20 protein-coding genes are annotated in these 19811 nt (G+C 65.2%); 7 read left to right on the top strand and 13 right to left on the bottom strand.

Annotation, left to right across the window (positions count from 1 at the left end; genetic code table 11):
* The 5 genes from ACK4OE_RS21000 to ACK4OE_RS21020 all read right to left on the bottom strand — a co-directional run.
* Window positions 1-568, bottom strand: a 568-nt coding sequence (locus ACK4OE_RS21000; protein WP_409887740.1) for a hypothetical protein, incomplete at its 3' end; no start/stop codon positions are given.
* A 112-nt stretch (window positions 569-680) separates the two neighbouring features.
* Window positions 681-1289: an isochorismatase family protein gene (locus ACK4OE_RS21005; protein ID WP_409887742.1), complete on the bottom strand. Its 609-nt coding sequence runs from the start codon at window positions 1287-1289 to the stop codon at window positions 681-683.
* Window positions 1290-1382: 93 nt separating this feature from the next.
* A complete protein-coding gene (locus ACK4OE_RS21010) occupies window positions 1383-2294 on the bottom strand; it encodes a ribose-phosphate pyrophosphokinase (protein ID WP_409887744.1) in 912 nt (303 codons plus the stop codon).
* Between the two features lie 2 nt (window positions 2295-2296).
* Entirely contained in the window at window positions 2297-3865 is a 1569-nt protein-coding gene (locus ACK4OE_RS21015) for a thymidine phosphorylase family protein (RefSeq protein WP_409887746.1), read from the bottom strand.
* 172 nt (window positions 3866-4037) lie between these two features.
* On the bottom strand, window positions 4038-5195 hold the full coding sequence (locus ACK4OE_RS21020; RefSeq protein WP_409887748.1) for a PQQ-dependent sugar dehydrogenase: 1158 nt from the start codon (window positions 5193-5195) through the stop codon (window positions 4038-4040).
* A 202-nt stretch (window positions 5196-5397) separates the two neighbouring features.
* Between ACK4OE_RS21020 and ACK4OE_RS21025 the strand changes: the two genes are divergently transcribed.
* Window positions 5398-5976: a C40 family peptidase gene (locus tag ACK4OE_RS21025; protein ID WP_409887750.1), complete on the top strand. Its 579-nt coding sequence runs from the start codon at window positions 5398-5400 to the stop codon at window positions 5974-5976.
* A 44-nt stretch (window positions 5977-6020) separates the two neighbouring features.
* Here ACK4OE_RS21025 and ACK4OE_RS21030 read toward each other — a convergent pair whose 3' ends face one another.
* On the bottom strand, window positions 6021-6401 hold the full coding sequence (locus tag ACK4OE_RS21030; RefSeq protein WP_409887752.1) for a hypothetical protein: 381 nt from the start codon (window positions 6399-6401) through the stop codon (window positions 6021-6023).
* Window positions 6402-6554: 153 nt separating this feature from the next.
* On the opposite strand from ACK4OE_RS21030, the gene ACK4OE_RS21035 reads away from it, so the two are divergent.
* The 3 genes from ACK4OE_RS21035 (at window position 6555) to ACK4OE_RS21045 (ending at window position 8140) form a co-directional block, all read left to right on the top strand.
* Window positions 6555-7235 carry an adenylate/guanylate cyclase domain-containing protein gene (locus ACK4OE_RS21035; protein ID WP_409887754.1) on the top strand — a complete coding sequence of 227 codons (681 nt, stop codon included), beginning with the start codon at window positions 6555-6557 and terminating at the stop codon, window positions 7233-7235.
* 105 nt (window positions 7236-7340) lie between these two features.
* Window positions 7341-7601: a GlsB/YeaQ/YmgE family stress response membrane protein gene (locus tag ACK4OE_RS21040; RefSeq protein WP_409887756.1), complete on the top strand. Its 261-nt coding sequence runs from the start codon at window positions 7341-7343 to the stop codon at window positions 7599-7601.
* Between the two features lie 35 nt (window positions 7602-7636).
* A complete protein-coding gene (locus ACK4OE_RS21045) occupies window positions 7637-8140 on the top strand; it encodes a hypothetical protein (RefSeq protein ID WP_409887758.1) in 504 nt (167 codons plus the stop codon).
* 25 nt (window positions 8141-8165) lie between these two features.
* Here the strand turns inward: ACK4OE_RS21045 and ACK4OE_RS21050 are convergent, their stop codons facing one another.
* From ACK4OE_RS21050 to coxB, 4 genes are read right to left on the bottom strand one after another with little or no spacing between them, the layout of a single operon-like run.
* Window positions 8166-8990 carry a cytochrome c oxidase assembly protein gene (locus ACK4OE_RS21050; protein WP_409887760.1) on the bottom strand — a complete coding sequence of 275 codons (825 nt, stop codon included), beginning with the start codon at window positions 8988-8990 and terminating at the stop codon, window positions 8166-8168.
* Window positions 8981-9349, bottom strand: a complete 369-nt coding sequence (locus ACK4OE_RS21055) for a hypothetical protein (RefSeq protein ID WP_409887762.1) — start codon at window positions 9347-9349, stop codon at window positions 8981-8983. The genes ACK4OE_RS21050 and ACK4OE_RS21055 overlap by 10 nt, the downstream gene beginning before the upstream one ends.
* Window positions 9349-11919 (bottom strand): cytochrome c oxidase subunit I, encoded by a 2571-nt coding sequence (ctaD, locus tag ACK4OE_RS21060; protein ID WP_409887764.1) that lies wholly within the window; start codon window positions 11917-11919, stop codon window positions 9349-9351. The genes ACK4OE_RS21055 and ctaD overlap by 1 nt, the downstream gene beginning before the upstream one ends.
* On the bottom strand, window positions 11916-12785 hold the full coding sequence (gene coxB / locus ACK4OE_RS21065) for a cytochrome c oxidase subunit II (protein WP_409887766.1): 870 nt from the start codon (window positions 12783-12785) through the stop codon (window positions 11916-11918). Before coxB ends, ctaD begins: the two co-directional genes overlap by 4 nt.
* On the opposite strand from coxB, the gene ACK4OE_RS21070 reads away from it, so the two are divergent.
* Entirely contained in the window at window positions 12711-13172 is a 462-nt protein-coding gene (locus ACK4OE_RS21070; protein WP_409887767.1) for a DUF2231 domain-containing protein, read from the top strand. The genes coxB and ACK4OE_RS21070 overlap by 75 nt on opposite strands.
* 56 nt (window positions 13173-13228) lie before the next feature.
* Here the strand turns inward: ACK4OE_RS21070 and ACK4OE_RS21075 are convergent, their stop codons facing one another.
* The 3 genes from ACK4OE_RS21075 to ACK4OE_RS21085 all read right to left on the bottom strand — a co-directional run bounded on the left by ACK4OE_RS21075 (window position 13229) and on the right by ACK4OE_RS21085 (window position 15460).
* Window positions 13229-13645: a CopD family protein gene (locus tag ACK4OE_RS21075; RefSeq protein WP_409887769.1), complete on the bottom strand. Its 417-nt coding sequence runs from the start codon at window positions 13643-13645 to the stop codon at window positions 13229-13231.
* A 245-nt stretch (window positions 13646-13890) separates the two neighbouring features.
* Complete coding sequence (locus tag ACK4OE_RS21080; RefSeq protein WP_409887771.1) at window positions 13891-14928, bottom strand: Bug family tripartite tricarboxylate transporter substrate binding protein; 1038 nt, start codon at window positions 14926-14928, stop codon at window positions 13891-13893.
* Between the two features lie 55 nt (window positions 14929-14983).
* Entirely contained in the window at window positions 14984-15460 is a 477-nt protein-coding gene (locus ACK4OE_RS21085) for a DUF3237 domain-containing protein (RefSeq protein WP_409887773.1), read from the bottom strand.
* A gap of 136 nt (window positions 15461-15596) precedes the next feature.
* Here ACK4OE_RS21085 and ACK4OE_RS21090 point away from each other — a divergent pair, with 136 nt between their 5' ends.
* Together ACK4OE_RS21090 and ACK4OE_RS21095 are read left to right on the top strand one after the other, a co-directional pair.
* Window positions 15597-16493 (top strand): helix-turn-helix transcriptional regulator, encoded by an 897-nt coding sequence (locus tag ACK4OE_RS21090; protein WP_409887775.1) that lies wholly within the window; start codon window positions 15597-15599, stop codon window positions 16491-16493.
* A gap of 99 nt (window positions 16494-16592) precedes the next feature.
* Window positions 16593-19517 carry an SNF2-related protein gene (locus ACK4OE_RS21095; protein ID WP_409887777.1) on the top strand — a complete coding sequence of 975 codons (2925 nt, stop codon included), beginning with the start codon at window positions 16593-16595 and terminating at the stop codon, window positions 19515-19517.
* The last annotated feature ends 294 nt before the right edge of the window (window positions 19518-19811 follow it).

The following is a 19811-nucleotide window of genomic DNA, read 5'->3' on the forward strand; positions in this document are numbered from 1 at the left end:
GGAAATGCGCCCGGCCCGCCAGCCGCCGGTCGATGCGCTGGCGCGTGGTGGTCACATAGCGCGCGGTGGCGCGCGCCACCGACGGTTCCAGCGGCGACAGGATGAAGCAATCCGCCCCTTCGTGCAGGTGCATATGTGTGCCCAGCGCATCGCGCAGGTGCAGCAGCCAGGCGCGGCGGCCCTGGTTCAGGCCGTCGGCCACGGCCTCTGGCGCGCGGTCGCCCGTGCCATGGGCCCAGGCGTCCAGCGCGGGCCAGTCCAGCTGCGGCAGGTCGTGCGGGTTTTGCAGATGCGCCCGTACGTCAAAACTCGGAGCGCCTGGCACCTCAAGGTATTCAGGGGCTGGCTCGGACTCCTCTGCACCAGATTCTCCGGGCGCTGCAACGGCTGCGGCCTGCAGGTGGGTCTTTACCAGCCACGCACCCAGGAACGGCAGCACCCATACGCCGCCCGTCAGCATCACCTTGCGAAAGCCTTGCTCACGGCTGCGCACGATCTGGAGGGTGGCCTGGACATTGATGACCAGCAACACCACGATCAGAACCAGGCCAATCAATACAGGGGTCATGGGCGAATGGGCGCAATCAGCGCCCTTGGTGGCGCCTAAAGAAAAATACTATTTTGATAGCTACTAGCGCTTGATGGATAAGCGCTAGAGGCCAAAAAGACTCAAAAACAGGTTACTTGATCAACCCGAGCACATCCTTGAACGCCGGGTGCTCGCAGCTGCCCAGCCATTCAAACGCCACCATCTCGGTCGTCACCAGCTCAGCACCCGCGCCGGCCAGGCGGTCAAAGGCGGCGTCGCGGTTGCGTTCGGTGCGCGAGCCGCAGGCATCGGTCACCACCCACACTTCGAACTCGTCTTCCAGCAAATCGAGCGCGGTTTGCAAGAGGCAGACGTGCGCTTCGCACCCGGCAATCACGATGGTGCCGCGCTCGTCGGCCTGCGCCGCTGCGGGTTTTTGCAGGTGTTTGGGCAAGCTGCGGGCATTGCCGCCCTGCTGTGGCTTGGCCGGTGGGCGCAGCCACTCGCCCAGGCCTTCTTCAGCCGCACTGAAGTGCATCTTGGCCAGGGTTTTCTGGCACAGTGCGCGCAGCGCGGGGTCGTTCGCACCCAGGCGCGAGGGGTTTTGCTCGGTGCCCCACACGGGCACGTCCAGGATGCGGGCGATCTCGGCCAGGCGACGGGCGTTGGCCAGCACAGCGGGGCCTTCAAAGATGGCCGGCATCAGGCGCTCCTGGTAATCGACCAGGACGAGTTGGGATTCGGTGGCGTCAAGCAGCATGGTGAGATGGGTGGTTTGTTGGTGGGGCCGCCGACCGGGGCGGCAGCGCTTTCAAAGAGTGGCGCATTGTCGCAGCCCTGTGCCAGGGATCTTTCAGACAACAAGCAAAGACTGCACCGCCGCCGCCAGCGGCCCCGCCATGGCCACCGCGTTGCTGGGGTGCGGAATGCAGTCGGTGCTCCACACCTCCCCCACGCCCGCGTCGTGCAGCGCCTGCAGCGCATCGCCCGCAAACAGCGCATGGGTTACGGCCACGTCCACCGATGCGGCGCCCGCCTGCAACAGCAATCGCACCGCCAGCGCCAGCGTGCGGCCGGTGCTGGCCATATCGTCCAGCAGCACCACGGCCCGGCCCTGCGCGTTGAGTGGGGGTAGTTCGATGGCCACATCGCGGTCACCATGGCGCACCTTGGTGCAGACGGCGTAGTCAAAACCGTGGCGGACGGCCGCCTGGGCGATCCATTGCGCGGATTCGCCGTCGGGCCCTACCAGCAAAGCGTTGGGGCGCTGCTCCGCAATCAGGTCGGCTAACGGCTCGGCACCGCTGAGCACCACCGCCTGCGGCACGGGGATCGCCTGCTCCAGCCGATCAATGCGGTGCAGGTGCGGGTCCACCGTGATCAAGGCGTCGAACAGGCCCGCCAGGAACCCGCCCACCACCTGCTGGCTCACGGCCTCGCCAGGGTGGAAGGCGATGTCCTGCCGCATATAGGCCAGGTACGGCGCCACCAGCGTGAGGTGCTGCACGCCCAGGCTGCGGGCCGTTCGGGCGGCCAGCAGCAGCTCCACCAGCTTTTCGTTGGGCTGGTGCAGGCTGCGCAGCAGCACGGCGCGATGTGGCAAACGACCAGAGGCATCGACCGGAAGGCGCAGCTTGAGTTCACCGTCGGGGAAGCGGTGGCGCTCGATGAGCATTGCAGTCAAGCCAGCAGCCTGCGCCAGGCGCATGGCAGGCGCGGCTTCGTCGTCGAAATAAAGCAAACAGGCGGCTTCAGGCAGGGCCATGGTCAGAACTCCACAAACACGCGTGGCACTTCGTCGGCGGTGCCCAGGCGATAGCCGCTGTCTCGCTCGCACGCGTGGCGCGCAAACTCCAGGTCGGCCGGGTAGCTGGCGTGCACGCGGTACAGCAAGTCCCCGGCAGCCACGGTGTCGCCCAGCTTGTGCATCAAATCCACCCCGGCGCCCGGCACTTTGGGGGCTCCTGCCATGCGGGCCACGCGGGCGATCTGGTAGTTGTCGATGCCAGCGACCACGCCGCTGGCGGGCGCCACCACGTCCAGCGTCAGCGCACCGAGGGCCGGGTGGTGGTGGTCAAACCCTGTGCTGCCCTGGGCAGCGATGATGGCGTTCATGCGCGCCAGGGCCCGGCCCGAGTCCAGGATGTCGCGCGCAATGGCATAGCCGTCTCCGCCGCGCACATCGGGGTCGCACTCAATGAGGCGCCCGGCCAGGCGCAGCGACTTTTGCCGCAGATCGTCGGGCGCACGCGGGTCGTTTTGCAGCACGCGCATCACATCGCGCGCCTCCAGCACCGGGCCCACACCATTGCCCACGGGTTGGCGGCCGTCGGTGATGACCACGTCCAGCGACAGGCCCATGCGCCGCGCCACATATTCAAACAGGCGGCGCAGGCGCTGCGCCTCGGGCATGGACCGCACCTTGGCGGTGGGGCCGATGGGAATGTCGAGCACCAGGTGCGTGGCGCCTGCCGCCACCTTTTTGGACAGGATGGACGCCACCATCTGACCGGGCGAGTCGATGGACAGCGGTCGCTCCACCGAGATCAGCACATCGTCAGCGGGCGACAGATTGGCCGTGCCGCCCCAGGCCAGGCAGCCCCGGTAGTCACGCACGATGTCGGCCAGTTGTTCAAACGGTAGCTCCACCTTGGCCAGCACCTCCATGGTGTCGGCCGTGCCTGCTGGGGATGTGATGGCGCGCGAAGAGGTTTTGGGGCACAGCATGCCGTGTGCGGCCACGATGGGCACGACCAGCATGGTGGTGCGGTTGCCCGGGATGCCGCCTATGCAGTGCTTATCGACCACCAGCGGCTCGTGCCAGTCCAGCCGCCTGCCGCTGGCCACCATGGCATCGGTCAGGAAGAACACCTCCTCGCGGTCCAGCTCGCTCTGGTGGCAGGCCACCACAAAGGCGGTGAGTTCGATCTTGGAATAGCGGTGGTTGGCAATGTCACGCACGATGGCACCAAAGTCCTCGCGCGTCAGCCGCTCGCTGGCGATCTTGCGAAACAGCGCGCCCATGGACTCGGGCGGCTCGGCCTGCGCCACCGACACGGTGTGTCCGTTGTCCACGCCCAGCTGGGCAAACGCGTCTTCCGACAGGCCCAGTTCGTGGCATCCCACGATGGCGGGGTCGTCCACCACGTTCACCGTGGCCAGGATGCGGCGGCCATTGGCGCGCACTTCGATCTTGGACAGGGCCTGAAAGCCCTCGGCCCGGTACACGGCGCAGTCGCGGTGCAGGTAGGCCACGTTTTCGCGCCAGGTGTCAATGGCTACGCGGCGCAGGGCCAGTTGAGAGCGGGGCAGCGGGTCCGCCGCAGTGACAGGCATGGGGACAGCAGGTTCGGGTGAGAAGGAAGGCTCAGCGTGCATCGCGCCAGCCTAACCCCAAAGTGCACACCAACACCTCGGGTGCTCCCCGAGTCATGGCGTTTGCCGGGCAGATCTTGAAGCCTCCATGACCTGCGTCAAGAATGCAGCGCCCTTGGTCACGGACTGACCCTTAGCTCGGCTGCAGGCGCAGCAATCGTCCCTGTGGGCTGTCGGTCACCATATAGAGCAAGCCATCGGGTCCCTGGCGCACGTCACGAATGCGCTCGCCGCTGCCTTGCAGCAGTTTTTCCTCGCGCTGTACCTTGCCGCCTTGCAATTCCAGCCGGTGCAGCGTGCCAAATTTGAGCGAACCCACAAACAGGCTGCCTTGCCACGCCGCGCCGTAGCGTGTGCTGGTCAAAAACGCCATGCCCGACGGCGCAATGGATGGCACCCAGTAGTGCACAGGCTGCTCCATGCCCGCCTTGGCCGTGCCTTCGCCCAGCTTGCCGCCGCCATAGTTCTCGCCGTAGGTGATCACCGGCCAGCCGTAGTTGCGGCCCGGCTGGGGTTGGTTGACCTCGTCGCCGCCCTGCGGGCCGTGTTCATGCATCCACAGCTTGCCGTCGGGTGCAAGGGTGGCGCCTTGGGGGTTGCGGTGGCCATAGCTCCAGATCTCGGGCAAGGCGCCGGGTTGTTTGGCGAACGGGTTGTCTGGTAGTGAGGCACCGTCGGCGGAAATGCGGATGATCTTGCCGTGGTGGTTGTCCAGCTTTTGCGCATCGTCCTTGCGGTGGTAGCGGTCACCCAGGGTCAGAAACAGGTTGCCGTCCCCGGCCTGCACGATCCGGCATCCGAAATGCAGTGCGCTTGCCACCTTGGGGCGCTGGCTGAAGATGACCTGCACGTCCTGCAAGCTGCGCGCATCCGCTGACAAAGTCGCCCGCGCCAGCGCCGTGCTGTTGCCACCACCACTGCTGCCTGCCGAAGCCGGTTCAGAAAAGCAAAAGAAGATGCGGCGGTTGCGGGCAAAGTCCGTATCCGTCACCACGTCCAGCAAACCGCCCTGCCCGCCTGTCGCCACCGCGGGCATTCCTGTCAGCGCGGGTCCAACTTGGCCACTGGCGCTGACCACGCGCATGCGGCCGGGGCGCTCGGTGACCAGAAACTGGCCATCCGGCAAAAACGCAACCGCCCAGGGGTTAGAAAGGCCAGTGGCCACGGGAACCAGCGCCACCGCAGGCGCAGGTGTTTGGGCAAGACTTGCGCAACTACCAAACGCTGCAAAAATAATAGCTGCCTGCGCTTTTCCAATAAGCGATAGAGGCCAATTTGCCATCATTTTCATGAAGAAGCGTTCCTTGAGAAAGAGGCGAGATTGAATTCGGCGCCGAGCCATCCAGCCCCCATCTGACACAGCTCGCAAGACGCTAGCTGGCCGCCTGCGAACGGAGTGTGATGATGCATCTCTTGATTTAGATAAAGCCAATCAACAGCTCGTAACCATGCATTTTTTGACCTTCAAGCGTAGCGTGTTACCCTTCGCCCCCATGTCCCGATGGTTATGTATCCTCTTGCTGGCTTGCGCCACCACCGCCCAGGCTGCGCCCCAAGCGGCGAGTCCTGACGATTTCGATCAATTCATCGCTGACAAAGGCCTGTTGACGCGGCTGGAGGATGTGAGCCACCGGGTGGCTGACAAGGCGCACGTCGTGGCAGACCACACGTCCAACCTGGTACTCAACGCCATGGGTTTTTTGGGCGTGCATTACAAGCGCGGCGGCAACAGTGCGGAAACAGGTTTTGACTGCAGCGGTTTTGTACGCGCCATTTACGAGCAGACCGTGGGCCTTTTGCTCCCACGGCGCGCCGACCAGCAGGCTGCTGCCACCCAGGTCATCGACAAAAAAGAACTGCAGCCCGGCGACTTGGTGTTTTTCAACACCATGCGCCGCAACTTCAGCCACGTGGGTATCTACGTAGGCGATGGCAAATTCATTCACGCCCCCCGCAGCGGCGCCCAGGTCCGTGTGGAAGACATGGGAGTGGCCTACTGGGCTCGCCGCTTCAACGGCGCGCGGCGTGTGGCGACGTCAGCAGGCGAAGACACAGCCAAGGCCAAGCAGTAGGCTGAAGGTCGTCCAGAGCTGTGACAGCCATTTCGCTGTAGCGCTTATTTTTTGATCTCGTACACCGTCTCGGTGCTGCGGATCGGCCCACCCACGACGTTGACCGGCCCCGCTGACGGATCACGCAGCATGGCTTTGGCCGCTGCCATGTCGGCCTGATAGCGCGAACGGGCCTGCGAATCACACGATTTGCGCTCCGCAGCCATCATTGCGCGGCATTCTTCCAAGCTCACCTTGAGGCCACCACCCGCTTCGCGAATGGCAGACTGATAGCGCTGCTGCGGGGTCACGTCGGGCACTGAACCCCGTTGCAACGAGGCCTCTTCGCTTTGTGCCCATGCAGCGCCTGGCACGACCAGCAGGCCACTCAAGGTCAACGCGGCCGCAATAATCACGGACGAACGGTTCAAACGATATGGGGTCATGGGGTGCCTTTCTTGGAAGGTGCTGCGGAAAGCCACATCGGGCAAAGGGCGCTGCAACCGATCAAAGTGGTGACAATCTTGCCCCACGCCCGGGCCCTATCTCGCCAGCACCTGCCGCGCTAGGATGTCGGACAGCACCCACACCCGACCGCCATGCACGCACCCGAATTCATGCCCACGCCGTCGGCCCATGGCGCCACGTCCTCCATGGCCCACAACAAAGTGTTTTTGCGCCATCTACTGTCGCAGCGCATTCAAAACCCAGAGAGCGCGGCGCAGGTGGATGGATTGATTGCACAGGCGTTTGTGCGCGACGTGGCCATCCTGGTGTTGGACATGTGCGGCTTTTCGCGCATCACCCAGAGCCACGGCATCATCCACTTTCTGGCCATGATCCATCAGATGGAACAGGCCGCGCGCCCCGCCATTGCGGGCAATGGCGGCGAAGTCATCAAGCAGGAGGCCGACAACCTATTCGCCGTCTTCAGCACCGCCGAACAGGCTTTGGATGCGGCCCTGGACACACTGCGCGCGCTGGACGCCATGAATGCAGTGCTGCCCCCAGAGCGTGCTTTGCTGGTGAGCGCAGGCATTGGTTATGGCCCCACCCTGGTCATCTCCAACGAAGACCTGTTCGGCGCCGAAATGAACTGCGCCTGCAAATTGGGCGAAGACATCGCCGTGGCAGGCGAAATTCTGCTGACCGGGCCCGCTTTTTCCGCGCTGCCCGCAAACAGGTACTTATGCGCCCCTTCTCGCTACCAGGTGTCCGGGCTGAACCTGGAGTCCCACCGGTTTGAGCAATGCCTTTACGACCGGCCCTTGGGGCGTTGATCGCCCCCCCTCGTGGGACGCCTGCTAAGGGATTTGTCTGACAGGGGCATGACCGACCCTTCCGTAAAGTGACTACATCGTCATCCACAAAGAAAAAGGAACAACATGCTGTCATTGCTCGGAACGTTATTGATCGGTCTGGTGGTCGGGCTCATCGCTCGTGCCGTCAAACCAGGCGACGACAAACTGGGATGGATCATGACTGCGCTGTTGGGTGTGGCGGGGTCATTTCTTGCGAGCTATGTGGGCGTGGCCATGGGCTGGTATCAGCAAGGAGACGCTGCAGGCTGGATTGCGTCCATCACAGGCGCGGTGGTGTTGCTGGTGCTTTTCAGTCTGGTCAAAGGCAATCGGCACGGCACGTAAATCAATTCGTGTGGTTTAACTCTTCCCTCGGACCTATGCCCAAATCCACCTCAACCGTTGATCCCCGCCTCGAAGCGGCCATTAAGCGAAGCCATCGTTTGCTCCACCGGCGTGCCTTGGTCGCTGCGGCGGCCAGTGCTGTCCCCGTGCCCGGGCTTGATTGGGCGGTAGACGCTGCACTGCTATCGCGCCTTTTGCCGCAGATCAGTGAACAGTTTGGCTTGTCGCCAGCGCAGATCGACGCGCTGGACCCTCGCGCCCACGAGCAGGTGCAAAAAGCGATCGGTTTGGTGGGTTCGGTGCTGATCGGCAAGCTGGTCACGCGCGAGATGGTGTTGAGACTGGCCCGAACCGTGGGGGTGCGGCTAACGACCAAGCAGGTTGCCAAATACGTGCCGCTGGCGGGCCAGGCAGTGTCCGCAGCACTGGGGTACACCATCTTGCGGTACCTGGGCACACAGCACATTCGCGACTGCGTACGCATCTGCCAGACGGCGCAGATAGCGCCTCCTGCTGTCAAATCACGCTCGATGAAGTAGTAAGCACCTCCCGATAGGTTAGGCTTCAGGTAGGGCGTATTTGCCGTTGGCTCGCCGTTTCATTGCCTTTGAGCCATTGGTAACCTACCCACACGGCGGCCAGCAAGTACACCGCGCCACCGGGAATCCACATCACCAACCCCGCCAGCTGCTGATCCCACAGCTCGCGGGATTCGCCTGCGTACAGCACCACGGGCGCAAAAGTCAGCAGCGCCCCGAGTAGGCCGGTGTGCATCACGGTAAAAAGTAGCGCCAACGTGGCTTGCAACGCCCCTGCCGTGCCAGGGCGCAACACCGACCACCAAAAGAGCCAGGCGGTAAACAGAAAACTGGCGTGTTCCAGCACATGCCAGCCGTTGAACATCACAGCGGCCATGTAGGGCTGGGGTGCATGCCAGATCCAGATCGCGGCCGCGTGGAGCAGCGCACAGGCCATGGGTCTGCGTGTCACCCTTTGAACGCCGCGCCACACGGTGTCCACCGCCCTGCCTGCGAACGCACGCCATTGCGGCAAAGGCCGCGCCAGCACCGCCAGCGGCGCCACCACCACGATCAGCAGCATGTGCTGTGTCATATGCCATGCGGTACTGCTGCCCGCCATGTCGTCAAACGGCCCAAACAGCGCGAGCCCTGCCACCATCATGGCGCCATGAAAAAGCGCCCTGCGCTGCGGCTCGGGCCTGCGCCGTATCGCGCCCAGCATGTAGCCAAACCAGGCGGCAACAAACACGGCTTGCGATGCCCAGATGGGCGCGTGCGCGCCCTCGCCCGTAAAGACATTTCCATGCGCCGCCGCTGGCCCTGCGGCCAGAACCAGCGTGCTTGCCGCAAGCCTCAGTGCTACCCGCATGGGGCCAACACCACCAAGGGCAAGGCCACCACCACGGTAGACACCGCCGCCACACCATGAAGCACAGCCGCCGCCGACGCAAAAAACCGGCGGCGTGTCGCCGTGGGCTCATTGCCCGGCAACGCTTTGAAAAAGCGCACCGAACGCCAGGCGGCTACGGCAAAGCCCAAAGCAAACACCGCCGACACCAGCAGCAGCGTGCCGTTGACCCAGTTCCATGGCCCCGCCTGCGGCGGCGGAGGCGCCACCGCACAGGCGACTGCCGCACCGCCATAGACCAGGCACAGCCACACAAACCACAGCGTCAGTCCAGTGATCAATTGAATGGGGTGGCCGGGCGGGTGCCTGAAGGTGCTCATCACACGCCCGCTCTGAAGGCCAGCGGCATCAGCGCCATCACCAGCCAGGCAACCGCTGCGGCGCCGGCGGTAAAACGCCACCACAGAGCAACCACCGCGGGCTCGTAGGGTGCATGCAACCCGACATAGCCGCGCTGCACGCGCCAAGCCTGCAAAACCGTCAACACCGTGGCAAGCGCAGCGTGCAGCAGCAGGTAATACAGCGTAAATGTCAGCACCGCATCGTGTGCGAGCTGGCTGGGCTGTAGCGGGGCCAGCACCAGCAGCATGATCAGCCCTGCACAGCCCAATGCGCCACAAGCCGCAGCCACCAACAGCTGCAGCGCCAACCCCTCGCTTCGCGCGGCCCTCAGACCATTCACGGCCCGCTGTATGCAAAGCAGACCCACAGCCAAAACCCCGGCCACGGCGGCCAGCGGCCACACACCCAGCGGCGACTGCTCCGGGGGTTGCCAGTGCGGTGCCACCGTCCACAGGTACAGCCAGCCAAACAGCAGCGAAGTGAACAGCGCCGCGTCGGCCAGCAGGGTAAGGCCCATGCCCCACAAACCCGGCCCGTCAAACGTGCGCGAATGCAGCTTGAGCCCGTCGGGCAGATCATGGGCTTCACCCGCAGCAGCCTTGGGGTGCGCTCCGTTCTCCCACGACCAGCGCAGCAGCACTGCCACGGCCGCAAGCGCCACGATGATGGCCCCCGCATACACCTTGAGCAGCAGAAAGATGCAGAGCACCGCCAGCAACAACCCCGCTGCCAACGGCCACCACGAGTTGCCGGGCAGATGGATCACCTCGCGGGGGCGGCCCGTGACGGGGTCGCTGCCCAGTGTCTCGCGGCGCCCGTGGCGAGCCGTCGGCAGCGCATGCTGCCCCTCGGCAATGGTGTGCGGCAGTTCGGGGTGGTCCCACAGCGGGTGGCGGGTGGACAGCGGCGGCTGGCTGGCAAAGTTGTACGACCGTGGCGGCGTGCCTGTGGCCCATTCCAGCGTGTCCGCACCCCAGGGGTTGAGCGGCGCGCGGCGACCCAGCCGGAAGTGCAGCGCCACGTCCAGAATGACCGTGGCCACGCCAAACGCCATCACAAAGCTGAAGATGGACGAGATGAGGTTGGGAAGGTCCCAGCCCATCCCAGGCTCATAGGTGTACACGCGGCGCGGCATCCCCATCAGCCCCGTCCAGTGCATGACGAGAAAGGTGCCGTTGAAACCGATGAAGCTCAGCCAGAAGCCCACCTTGGACAAGCGCTCAAACGGCATGCGCCCGCTGAAATGAGGCAACCAGTAATACACCCCGGCGACCAGCGGAAACAGCATGCCGCCGATCAGCACGTAGTGAAAATGCGCCACCACAAAATGGGTGTCGTGCACCTGCCAGTCAAACGGCACAAACGCCAGCATCACGCCAGTGAGTCCGCCCGCCACAAAGATGAACAGGAAGCCACCCACCCACAGCATGGGCACCGACCACACCGGCCGCCCGGTCCAGAGCGTGGCGATCCACGCAAACACCTGAACACCCGTCGGTATGGCCACCAGCATGCTGGCCAGCGAGAAAAACGCCAGCGCCATGGCGGGTATGCCCACGGCAAACATGTGGTGCACCCACAGTCCAAAGCTGATGAACCCAATGCTGACCAGCGAGATCACCACCCAGCGGTAGCCCACCAGAGGACGGCGCGCAAAGACGGGAATGATGGTGGACACGACACCGGCGGCGGGCAAAAAGATGATGTACACCTCAGGGTGGCCAAACAGCCAGAACAGGTGCTGCCACAGCACCGCATCGCCACCGCGGGTGGGGTCAAAAAAAGCCCATCCGGCCGCGCGCTCCAGCTCCAGCAATATCGAGCCAAGGATGAGCGGCGGAAACCCCGTGATGATCATCATCGACGTGACCAGCATCACCCACGCGAAGATCGGCATCTGGTGCAGCGCCATACCTGCTGCGCGCGTGCGCAAGATGGACACCGCGATCTCGATGCCCGCAGCCATGGTCGAGATCTCGACAAAGGTGACCCCCAGCAGCCAGAAGTCGGAGTTGATGCCGGGCGAATAGGCATTGCTCGACAGCGGTGTGTACATGAACCAGCCCGCATCTGGCGCCAGGCCAAACAGCAGGCTGCTCGTAAAGATGATTCCACCAAACAGGTAGCACCAGTAGCCAAACGCTGACAGCCGCGGAAAGACCAGGTCACGCGCGCCCAGCATCTTGGGCAGCAGGTAGGCCGCCAGCCCCTGCAGGATCGGCACGGCAAACAGGAACATCATCATGGTGCCGTGCATGGTGAATGCTTGGTTGTAGGCATCCGCACCCATGAAGGTCTGCCCCGGCCGCGCCAGCTGCGCGCGCAGCAGCATGCCCAGCAGACCGGCCAGCAGAAAGAACACGCCCCCCGTGAGCAAGAACCGCAATGCAATGCTGCTGTGGTTGACGATGCTCAGCGCGCGCCAGCCCTTGGGGTTGCCCCATACCGCCTCGAACTCCGCGTGCAAGGCCTGGGCGTCGGCAGAAGGCGCGTGTTCCACCGCCGTCGTGTCGGGAGCCGCGATGACTGGAATGGTCTTGGAGGTCATTGCGAGACGCCTTGTTGTGCAGCAGGCGCAGGGCCGGGCGTGGTTGTTTTTGTTGGCGCTTCCGGCGCAGATGCGGAGGCGGATGCCAGCCATGCGTCGAACTCAGCCGGTTCCATGGCCACCACCGTCATGGTCATGTGGGCATGGTCACGGCCACAAAACTCGGCGCACTGGCCACGGTAAATGCCCGGCTCGTCGGCCTGCAGCCGCACGCGAAAGGTCCGTCCTGGCACCGCATCCAGCTTGCCGCCAAGCCGTGGCACCCAGAACGAGTGAATCACATCGGCACTGCCCGTCAGCACATCCACCGGGCGACCGGCGGGGATGCGCATCTCGTTGCGCAGTGTGATGCCACTGGCTGGGTAGTGCAGCTCCCACCACCACTGGTGGCCGATGGCCTCGATCTCCATCGGCGCAGAGGCATGGGTGTCCCGCCCAGGCAAGGGCAGCTGGTGCAAACCCGCCGGTGAACCCAGCCACACCAATGCCGCAATGCTCACACTGGGCAGCACCAGCCCACCCCACACCAGCCACCGCCGCTCGGCGGGTGGGGTAGCCACGTCATCAGACACCTCTAACGCAGCGCTTGGCGTTGTCGCAAGGCTGCGACCACGGCGCATGGCCAGCAGCCAGGCCACCACCACGCCCCCCAGCACTGGCACCGCCACCACCAGCATCCACCACCACACGGCGGCGATGGCAGCCGCAGAGGGACCCGCTGGATCCAGCGTGGACTGCGGGCCTTTGCAGCCGGATACGGCCAGCGCTGCCAGCCAAGGCAGAATGACCGCATGAATTCGACACCCGAGCCCATCCTGAGCCGCGCGGCCATTGCAGGCCACCCTTTGCACCCGATGATGATTCACTTCCCGGTGGCGGCCCTCATCGGACTGGTGGGTGCCGACGGCGCTTTTGTCTACACCGGCGACCCGTTCTGGGCACGTGCCGGTGTGTGGCTGGCCGGGGTGGGCGCGCTGGGCGGCTGGGGCGCCAGCATGGCGGGCCTGGTGGACCTGCTGACCGTGGGTCGCATACGCCGCCTGATCACCGCCTGGGGCCACGCCATCATTGCCGTGATGATGCTGTCGCTGGCCACCCTCAACTGGATGCTGCGGCTGGGAGAACCCGGCGCGCTCATCATGCCGTGGGGCTTGGGCATGTCGTTGCTCACTGCGGGTTTCATTGCGCTGGCCGCTTACCTGGGTGGCCGGCTGGTGTACGAGCATGCCGTGGGCGTCGACACCAGCGAATAGCAACCATCGCCCATGCCCGGGATGGCTCACGGGCAGGCTGTTTTGCGGGCCTTGCATCAGAACGGCTTTCTCAACACCAGCCAGGCCACCGCTGCCATGGCAGCAATGCACAAGGCTGTCACCGCAGCGCAAAGCCCGGCCAGGCGCGTTTCGCCCCGCTCAGCGCGCAGCACCAGCAGACCGCAGGTGGCGTGGGCCAGCACCAGCAAGCCCACCACCGCAAGCTTGGCAACCAGCCACAACGTCAGCGGGCCCATAAACACAAAAATGGCGGTGCCCGACACAATGGCCACCAATGCAGCGGGCGTGACAACCAGCGTGAACAGGCCGCGAAGCACCTGCTGATGCGGCGATTGGCCAAACACCGGCGCGCGCTGCGGCCCCGTCGCCGATGCAATGAGTGTGGGCAGGTACAGAAGGGTCCCGCACCACACGATCACGGCGGTGATGTGCAGGAGCTTCAGCCACGGCATGCGGGCACCCCCTTGCGCGCATTCGCCTCGGTTGGATAGTCGTTGTTGGTGGTCTTCACGGTCCGCACTGCTCTTTCATCAAGGGGGTGGGGTGCCTTGCGGCCGTGACGATGATAAGTACCGCTAGGGGCCCTCAACGACAACTGGCGAATCTGTCTTACGCGGCGGTGTTGCCTTGTCGAAACGAAAATTGCCTGCCAAGTCCCCTTCTTTGCATTGGGCCATGCATGACCTCGCGCGGGCTATCAGTCCGCCTTGAACCCCGTGGCTGCCACGGCCTTGCCCCAGGTCACTGTGTCGGCTGCAATGATGCGGGCGAAGTCCTGCTGGCTGGTGCCCGTCACGCGAAAGCCCGCTTCTTCCATCTTGGCGCGGCCTTCTGGCGACTGCACGGCCTTGACGATGTCGGCGTTCAGGCGCGCCACGATGTCCGGCGGTGTCTTGGCCGGGGCCACGATGCCAAACCAGGACGAGAACTCCAGGTTGGCATAGCCTTGTTCCTTGATGGTGGGCACGTCCGGCAGGGTCGATGTCCGCGTGGCCCCTGTGGTGCCCAGTGCAACCAGCTTGCCCGCCTTCACGTTGGGGGCGGCCAGGCCCACGCTGGCAAACACGCCCTGCACATCGCCGCTGAACAAGCCGCCCAGCGCGTCCGCCGTGTTCTTGTAGTGCACGGGTTCGGGCTTGAGCTTGACGGCATCCCCAAACATGAACGCCCCGAAGTGGCCGGGCGTGCCCGCACCAAACGTGGCCAGGAACAAGCCCTTTTGCTGCTTCGTCCAGTCCACAAACTCCTTCACATTGCGCGAGGGGACCTTCTGCGGGTTGACCAACAACACAAAGTCGGATGTGACCACCTGGCTTACCGCCACGAAGTCCTTGGCGGGGTCATAGGGCAGCTTGTTGTAGCTGCTGGGCGCAATGCTGAGCTGGCCCGTTTCGCCCAGCATGATGGTGTACCCATCGGGCGCGGCACGTGCCGCCTCCCCAGCGGCAATCAGCCCACCCGCGCCGGGTTTGTTGTCCACGATCACGCCCACATTGCCCCAGCCCTCTGACAGCTTCTGTGCCAGCAGCCGCGCCACGATGTCCGGCCCGGTCCCGGCCGGAAACCCCACGATCATGCGCACCGGCTTGGCGGGGTAAGCGGCGGCGGCTCCTGCAGCCTGCGCCTGTGCGCCCGCCCAGGGTGCAGCCAGCCCGACAGTGATGGCGGCCGCCAGCAGGGCGCGGCGTCCCGTGCCGCGTGGTGCGTTAGAGGTTTGCTTGGTGAAGGTCTTCATGGTTGTCTCCATTTGGTTTTGTGAGGGAATCGAAAAAAGGGAAAACGCGCTCGCTTCAGGCCAGTTCAAAGAACCGCATGGCCACCGAGTCCGGATAGCGGGCGCCCGAGCCCACAAACATGCGCTCTGCAATCCAGCCCAGGGCGGGCGACGCCGTCTCAAAACTCGGGCTGCAACGAAAGTAAATTTGCGCCGGATCCACCGGCTCGCCACGCACCAGCCGGGCGATCAGCTCTGGCGGGCCCGAGCGAACCGCCCGGTTCTGCACATAGATAAAGTCGCCGCCATCGGTTTCGAGCACATAGCGCGCGTCCAGCTCCGACAGCCGGTCGTTCACGATGAGCTGAAAATCAGCGCCGCCAGGCAGCACCCGCGCAGTCCAGCCGTTGCCCGTGGCGGTGCCACCGGTGATGGGAATCAGCCGCCGCAGGCCATGCGCGGTCTGGCCCACCTCCTGCGGCACGCCCACCTGCACACGCAGGTCGGCAAAGAATTGAAGGCGCGGTTCGGACAGGGGCAACAGGTCGGACATGGGCAGCAGCACACCACAAATTAGTTATAAAGCTAGCGTAAATCCGGTTGCGCCAACCCCCTGTCATCCCAGAGGATGACAACGCAATGACCCCGTACATCCACCCACTTGGCCGCTCGTCTGGCCAGCGCCACCCATGAGGCAATGGCACCCCGCCCCGCCACCGGCCACGGGCCGACTCGCCGCCACGGGCACGGTGGGCCACGCATTGGCGGGCATGGTGCAGCGGCTGGGCGACCCTGGCTTTGTGCCCGGCCTGCTGCAAGACCTGGCACCCGTATTGCCCGCCGCGTCGTGGTCCGTGTACCGCACGGGCCAGCGCTGTAAACCCACTCTGTTCATGTCGGCCAGCCTGGGTGTGCCCGACACCACGCAGGACTGCTGGTGGGCGTACCTGTCGGGCCCGTACCGCAAGGACCGCACCTGGGGCCGCGCGTTTGATGACGCGCCAATCGAGCCCCTCACCCGCCTGTGCCACGTAACCGCCAAGGAGGTCGAAGGCGAGCACCGTGCCCGTGTGTATGACGCCCACGGCGTGGCCGAGCGCGTCTCGGTGGTGGACTATGAGAGCGATGGCTCGGTTTTTGCCGTCAACTTCTACCGCCACCAGCACCAGCAACCCTTCAGAGACGCCCACATCAGCGGTTTTGAGTCGATCGCTCCCGTGTTACTGGCCTTGGCGCGCAAGCACATCACGCTGGCGCACCCCAAGGTGCAGAGCATGCCACCTGCCATGTCGCCCCTGGTGCACGACATGGGCGCCGACGACACTGACCATGCCGCGCTGCCTGCCTTGTCCACCCTGCCCCACGGCCTGCCCGCCTTGCGCGAAAGGCTGCTGCGCCTGCAGCAGGGCCTGACGGACCGTGAACTCGACGTGTGCACCCGCGTGCTGCAGGGCATGACCCACGAAGGCATTGCCAGTGACCTGGGACTGGGTGTGCCCACCGTCAAGACCTACCGCAACCGCGCTTTTGCACGCATGGGCATTCACTTTCGCAATGAACTGTTTGCGAAGGTATTGGGCGGGTAGGCGCCGGCGCTGCGTCATCGGCCATGGCTGGTGGATGACCCGCACCCCAGCGCGGCGGGTGTCCGGCAGGCTGTGGCACCACGGCACAATCTGCGGCCTATGCCCGCACCCGGTAGCCGCCCTGCAGAACCACAACCGCCCCGGTCCGACCGGGCAGCGCTCATCGCCGCATGGGTGCAGGCCCTGCGCACCCGCGCAGATGCGTCCCGCCTGCAGGCGCTGGCCCCCCTGACAGACGCCGAGGCCGCACGCGTGATGGCGCTGATGCGTGGCGATGCGGAGACCGGTGGCGCAGCAAGCCCACCACACCAGGTCGGCCGTCCTGCACCGCCACCCGGCATCACCACCGGGCACTTTCGCCCGCGCATCACGCTGATGACACTGGGCCGGGGCGATGGCCTGCTGGGCCTCAAGCCCCAGGGCAAGATGGGCCCACGCGGCGACAGCGTGACGCTGGCACAGATCGACTGGACCTACCGCACCGATGACACCGCGCCGGGCGCCATCGCCTGGCAGACGCCCGCACCCACCTCCATCCTCAACTCGCGCCCCGCCCCGCTGCAAGACCTGTACGACACCGGTGGCCCCGTGGTGCGCATGCAGCGCGACGTGGCCGCCGAGTCTGACGCCATGGACCTGGTGTGGGACCTGGGCCTGCTGCCCGTGGACGCGCGTTCGCTGCAATGGCGCAACCGCGATGCGGCCGCCGGCCTGGGCCCGCTGTGGACGCTGGCGCAAGAGGCGTTCTTCGGAGACTTCTGGGCAGAACAGGTGCCGCGCCTGCAGGCCAAAGGCTGGAGCGTGGTCGTGCAACCCGGTTTTGGGCATGAAAGCGTTCCCGTGCTGCGCTGGAAACTGCTGATTGCCCCCGACACCGGGGAGTTGCTGGGCAAAGAGGTGGATGGGCCGCTCGGCCCCAAAGAACGGCCCGTCCAAAAGCTGCAACTGCCCGAGCGCGAAGGCGCCTGGCTACTCAGCCTGGGGATCGAAATCGACGGCGAAACGCTGGACCTGGCCCCCATGCTGGCCGACCTGCTACGCCGCGACGCGCGCTGGCTCAACGCCCGGCAGATGGCCGCCATTGACGACATCGCCATCATTTCGCTGCGCGCACCCGGCGGCAAACGCATCGACGCACCCGCTGGCCCGCTCAAAGCCATCGTGGGGGCCATGGTCGACCTGCTGACCGACCCCACCCGCAACCAGCGCAAGGACGGCGACCCGCTGCACCTGGGCGCCTGGGAGGCCCGCCGCATCGAGGCCCTGCGCGCCGGGCTGGTGCAGGCGCACCGGGTGGGCACGGTCAATGGCTGGAACAACGACTGGCAACTGCAAGGCGACGCAGGGCTGAACCAGCTCGCCCTGCGCCTGCGCACCATCGGCACGCCCCAACCGGTGGCTGCACCGCAGGGCCTGCAGCTGCAGCTGCGCCCCTACCAGCTCGAAGGCCTGGCATGGCTGCAGTACCTGCGCGCCCAGGGCCTTGGCGGCATCCTTGCCGACGACATGGGCCTGGGTAAAACCGCACAAGCACTCGCCCACGTGCTGGCCGAAAAGGAGGCCGGGCGCCTGACGCGCCCTGCGCTCGTCGTACTGCCCACCTCGCTGCTCTTCAACTGGCAAGCCGAGGCCGCGCGCATGGCGCCGGGCCTGCGCGTGCTGGCGCTGCACGGGCCCGACCGGGGCCAGCGCTATCAGCAGATTGCCGACCACGACCTGGTGCTGACCACCTACCCACTGCTCTGGCGCGACGTGGACGCGCTGGCCGCACAGCCATTCCACCTGCTGATCCTGGACGAAGCGCAGATGGTGAAAAACGCGGGCAGCCGCAGCGCCCGCGCCCTGCGCAAGCTGCAGGCCCCGCACCTGCTGTGCCTGACCGGCACGCCGCTGGAGAACCACCTGGGCGAGCTGTGGGCGCAGTTCGACTTTTTGATGCCCGGCTTTCTGGGCGATGTGCGCAGCTTCAACGCCCGCTGGCGCAAGCCCATCGAAGAGAACGGTGAAACCTTGCGCGCGCAGCTGCTGTCGCAGCGCGTGCGCCCCTTCATCCTGCGCCGCCGCAAGCAGGACGTGGCCACCGAACTGCCGCCGCGCACCGAGGTGATCCAGCGCGTGCAGCTGCAGGGCAAACAGCGCGAGCTGTACGAGGCCGTGCGCACTACGGCCGACAAGCAGGTACGCCGCGCACTGGAACGCCAGAGCTTTGACGGCGCGCAGATCACCATCCTGGATGCGTTGCTGAAACTGCGCCAGGTCTGTTGCGACCCTAGATTGGTCAAAGGCATAAAACAAGGCCCCCACGCTCCGCCGCTGCGCGGGTCGCTGCCCCCCGAGGGGGACGCTTTTTTGCCTTGGGGCGGCCCGGCGGCAAAAAGGACCGCGCAAACCATGGAGCGCGCCAAGCTCGAACTGCTGGCCGACATGCTGCCCGCGCTTGTCGCCGAAGGCCGCCGCGTGCTGGTGTTCTCGCAGTTCACCGAAATGCTGGGCCTGGCAGCCGAGTTGCTCGACACCCTGGCACTGCCCTACCTCACGCTCACAGGCCAGACGCCGCCCCGCCAGCGCGGCGATGTGGTGAAACGTTTTCAGGCGCAGGACGACACCAGCGCCCCAATCCTGCTCGTCAGCCTAAAGGCCGGTGGTCTGGGCTTGAACCTCACCGCGGCCGACACCGTGATCCACCTCGACCCCTGGTGGAACCCCGCCGCCGAAGAACAGGCCACCGCCCGCGCCCACCGCATCGGGCAAGACCAGCCCGTGTTTGTCTACAAGCTGGTGGTGGAAGGCAGCATCGAAGAACGCATGCTGGAGCTGCAGGCCCGCAAGGCCGCGCTGGCCCAGGGCGTGCTGGGCCACGATGCCGAGGGCGCCGTCAAGTTCAGCGAGGCCGACCTGCACGCCCTGCTGGCGCCTTTGAGCGAACCGACCAACAACCCGCTGGGTATTCCCGGGGAAGATGCGCTGCGCTGGGGTGGCACGGGCACACGCAAGCTCCGGCCACTGCAGCCACCAGAAGTTTGAGTATTTTTGGCTGATTGGGTACATATCTCAGATGCGGACATCAGCCTATCCACCAGCAGCGGCGCCGGGATTACCCCCTCTCCCCTCGCGGGAGAGGGTTGGGGAGAGGGGGCCTGCACCCGCGCGGCGCCCGGTTCACCCCCTCTCCCCGGCCCTCTCCCAAAAGGGGAGAGGGAGTGAGAGCCATCAGAGATAGTTGAAAAACATGGTATTTTTACCTGATTAGCGACATACCTCAGATTGCACCGAACGAACTCGGGACAGCCGGCTCCAACACACATGCCGAGCCATCGG

Source organism: Acidovorax sp. (assembly GCF_046314175.1).
GTDB lineage: Bacteria > Pseudomonadota > Gammaproteobacteria > Burkholderiales > Burkholderiaceae_C > Acidovorax.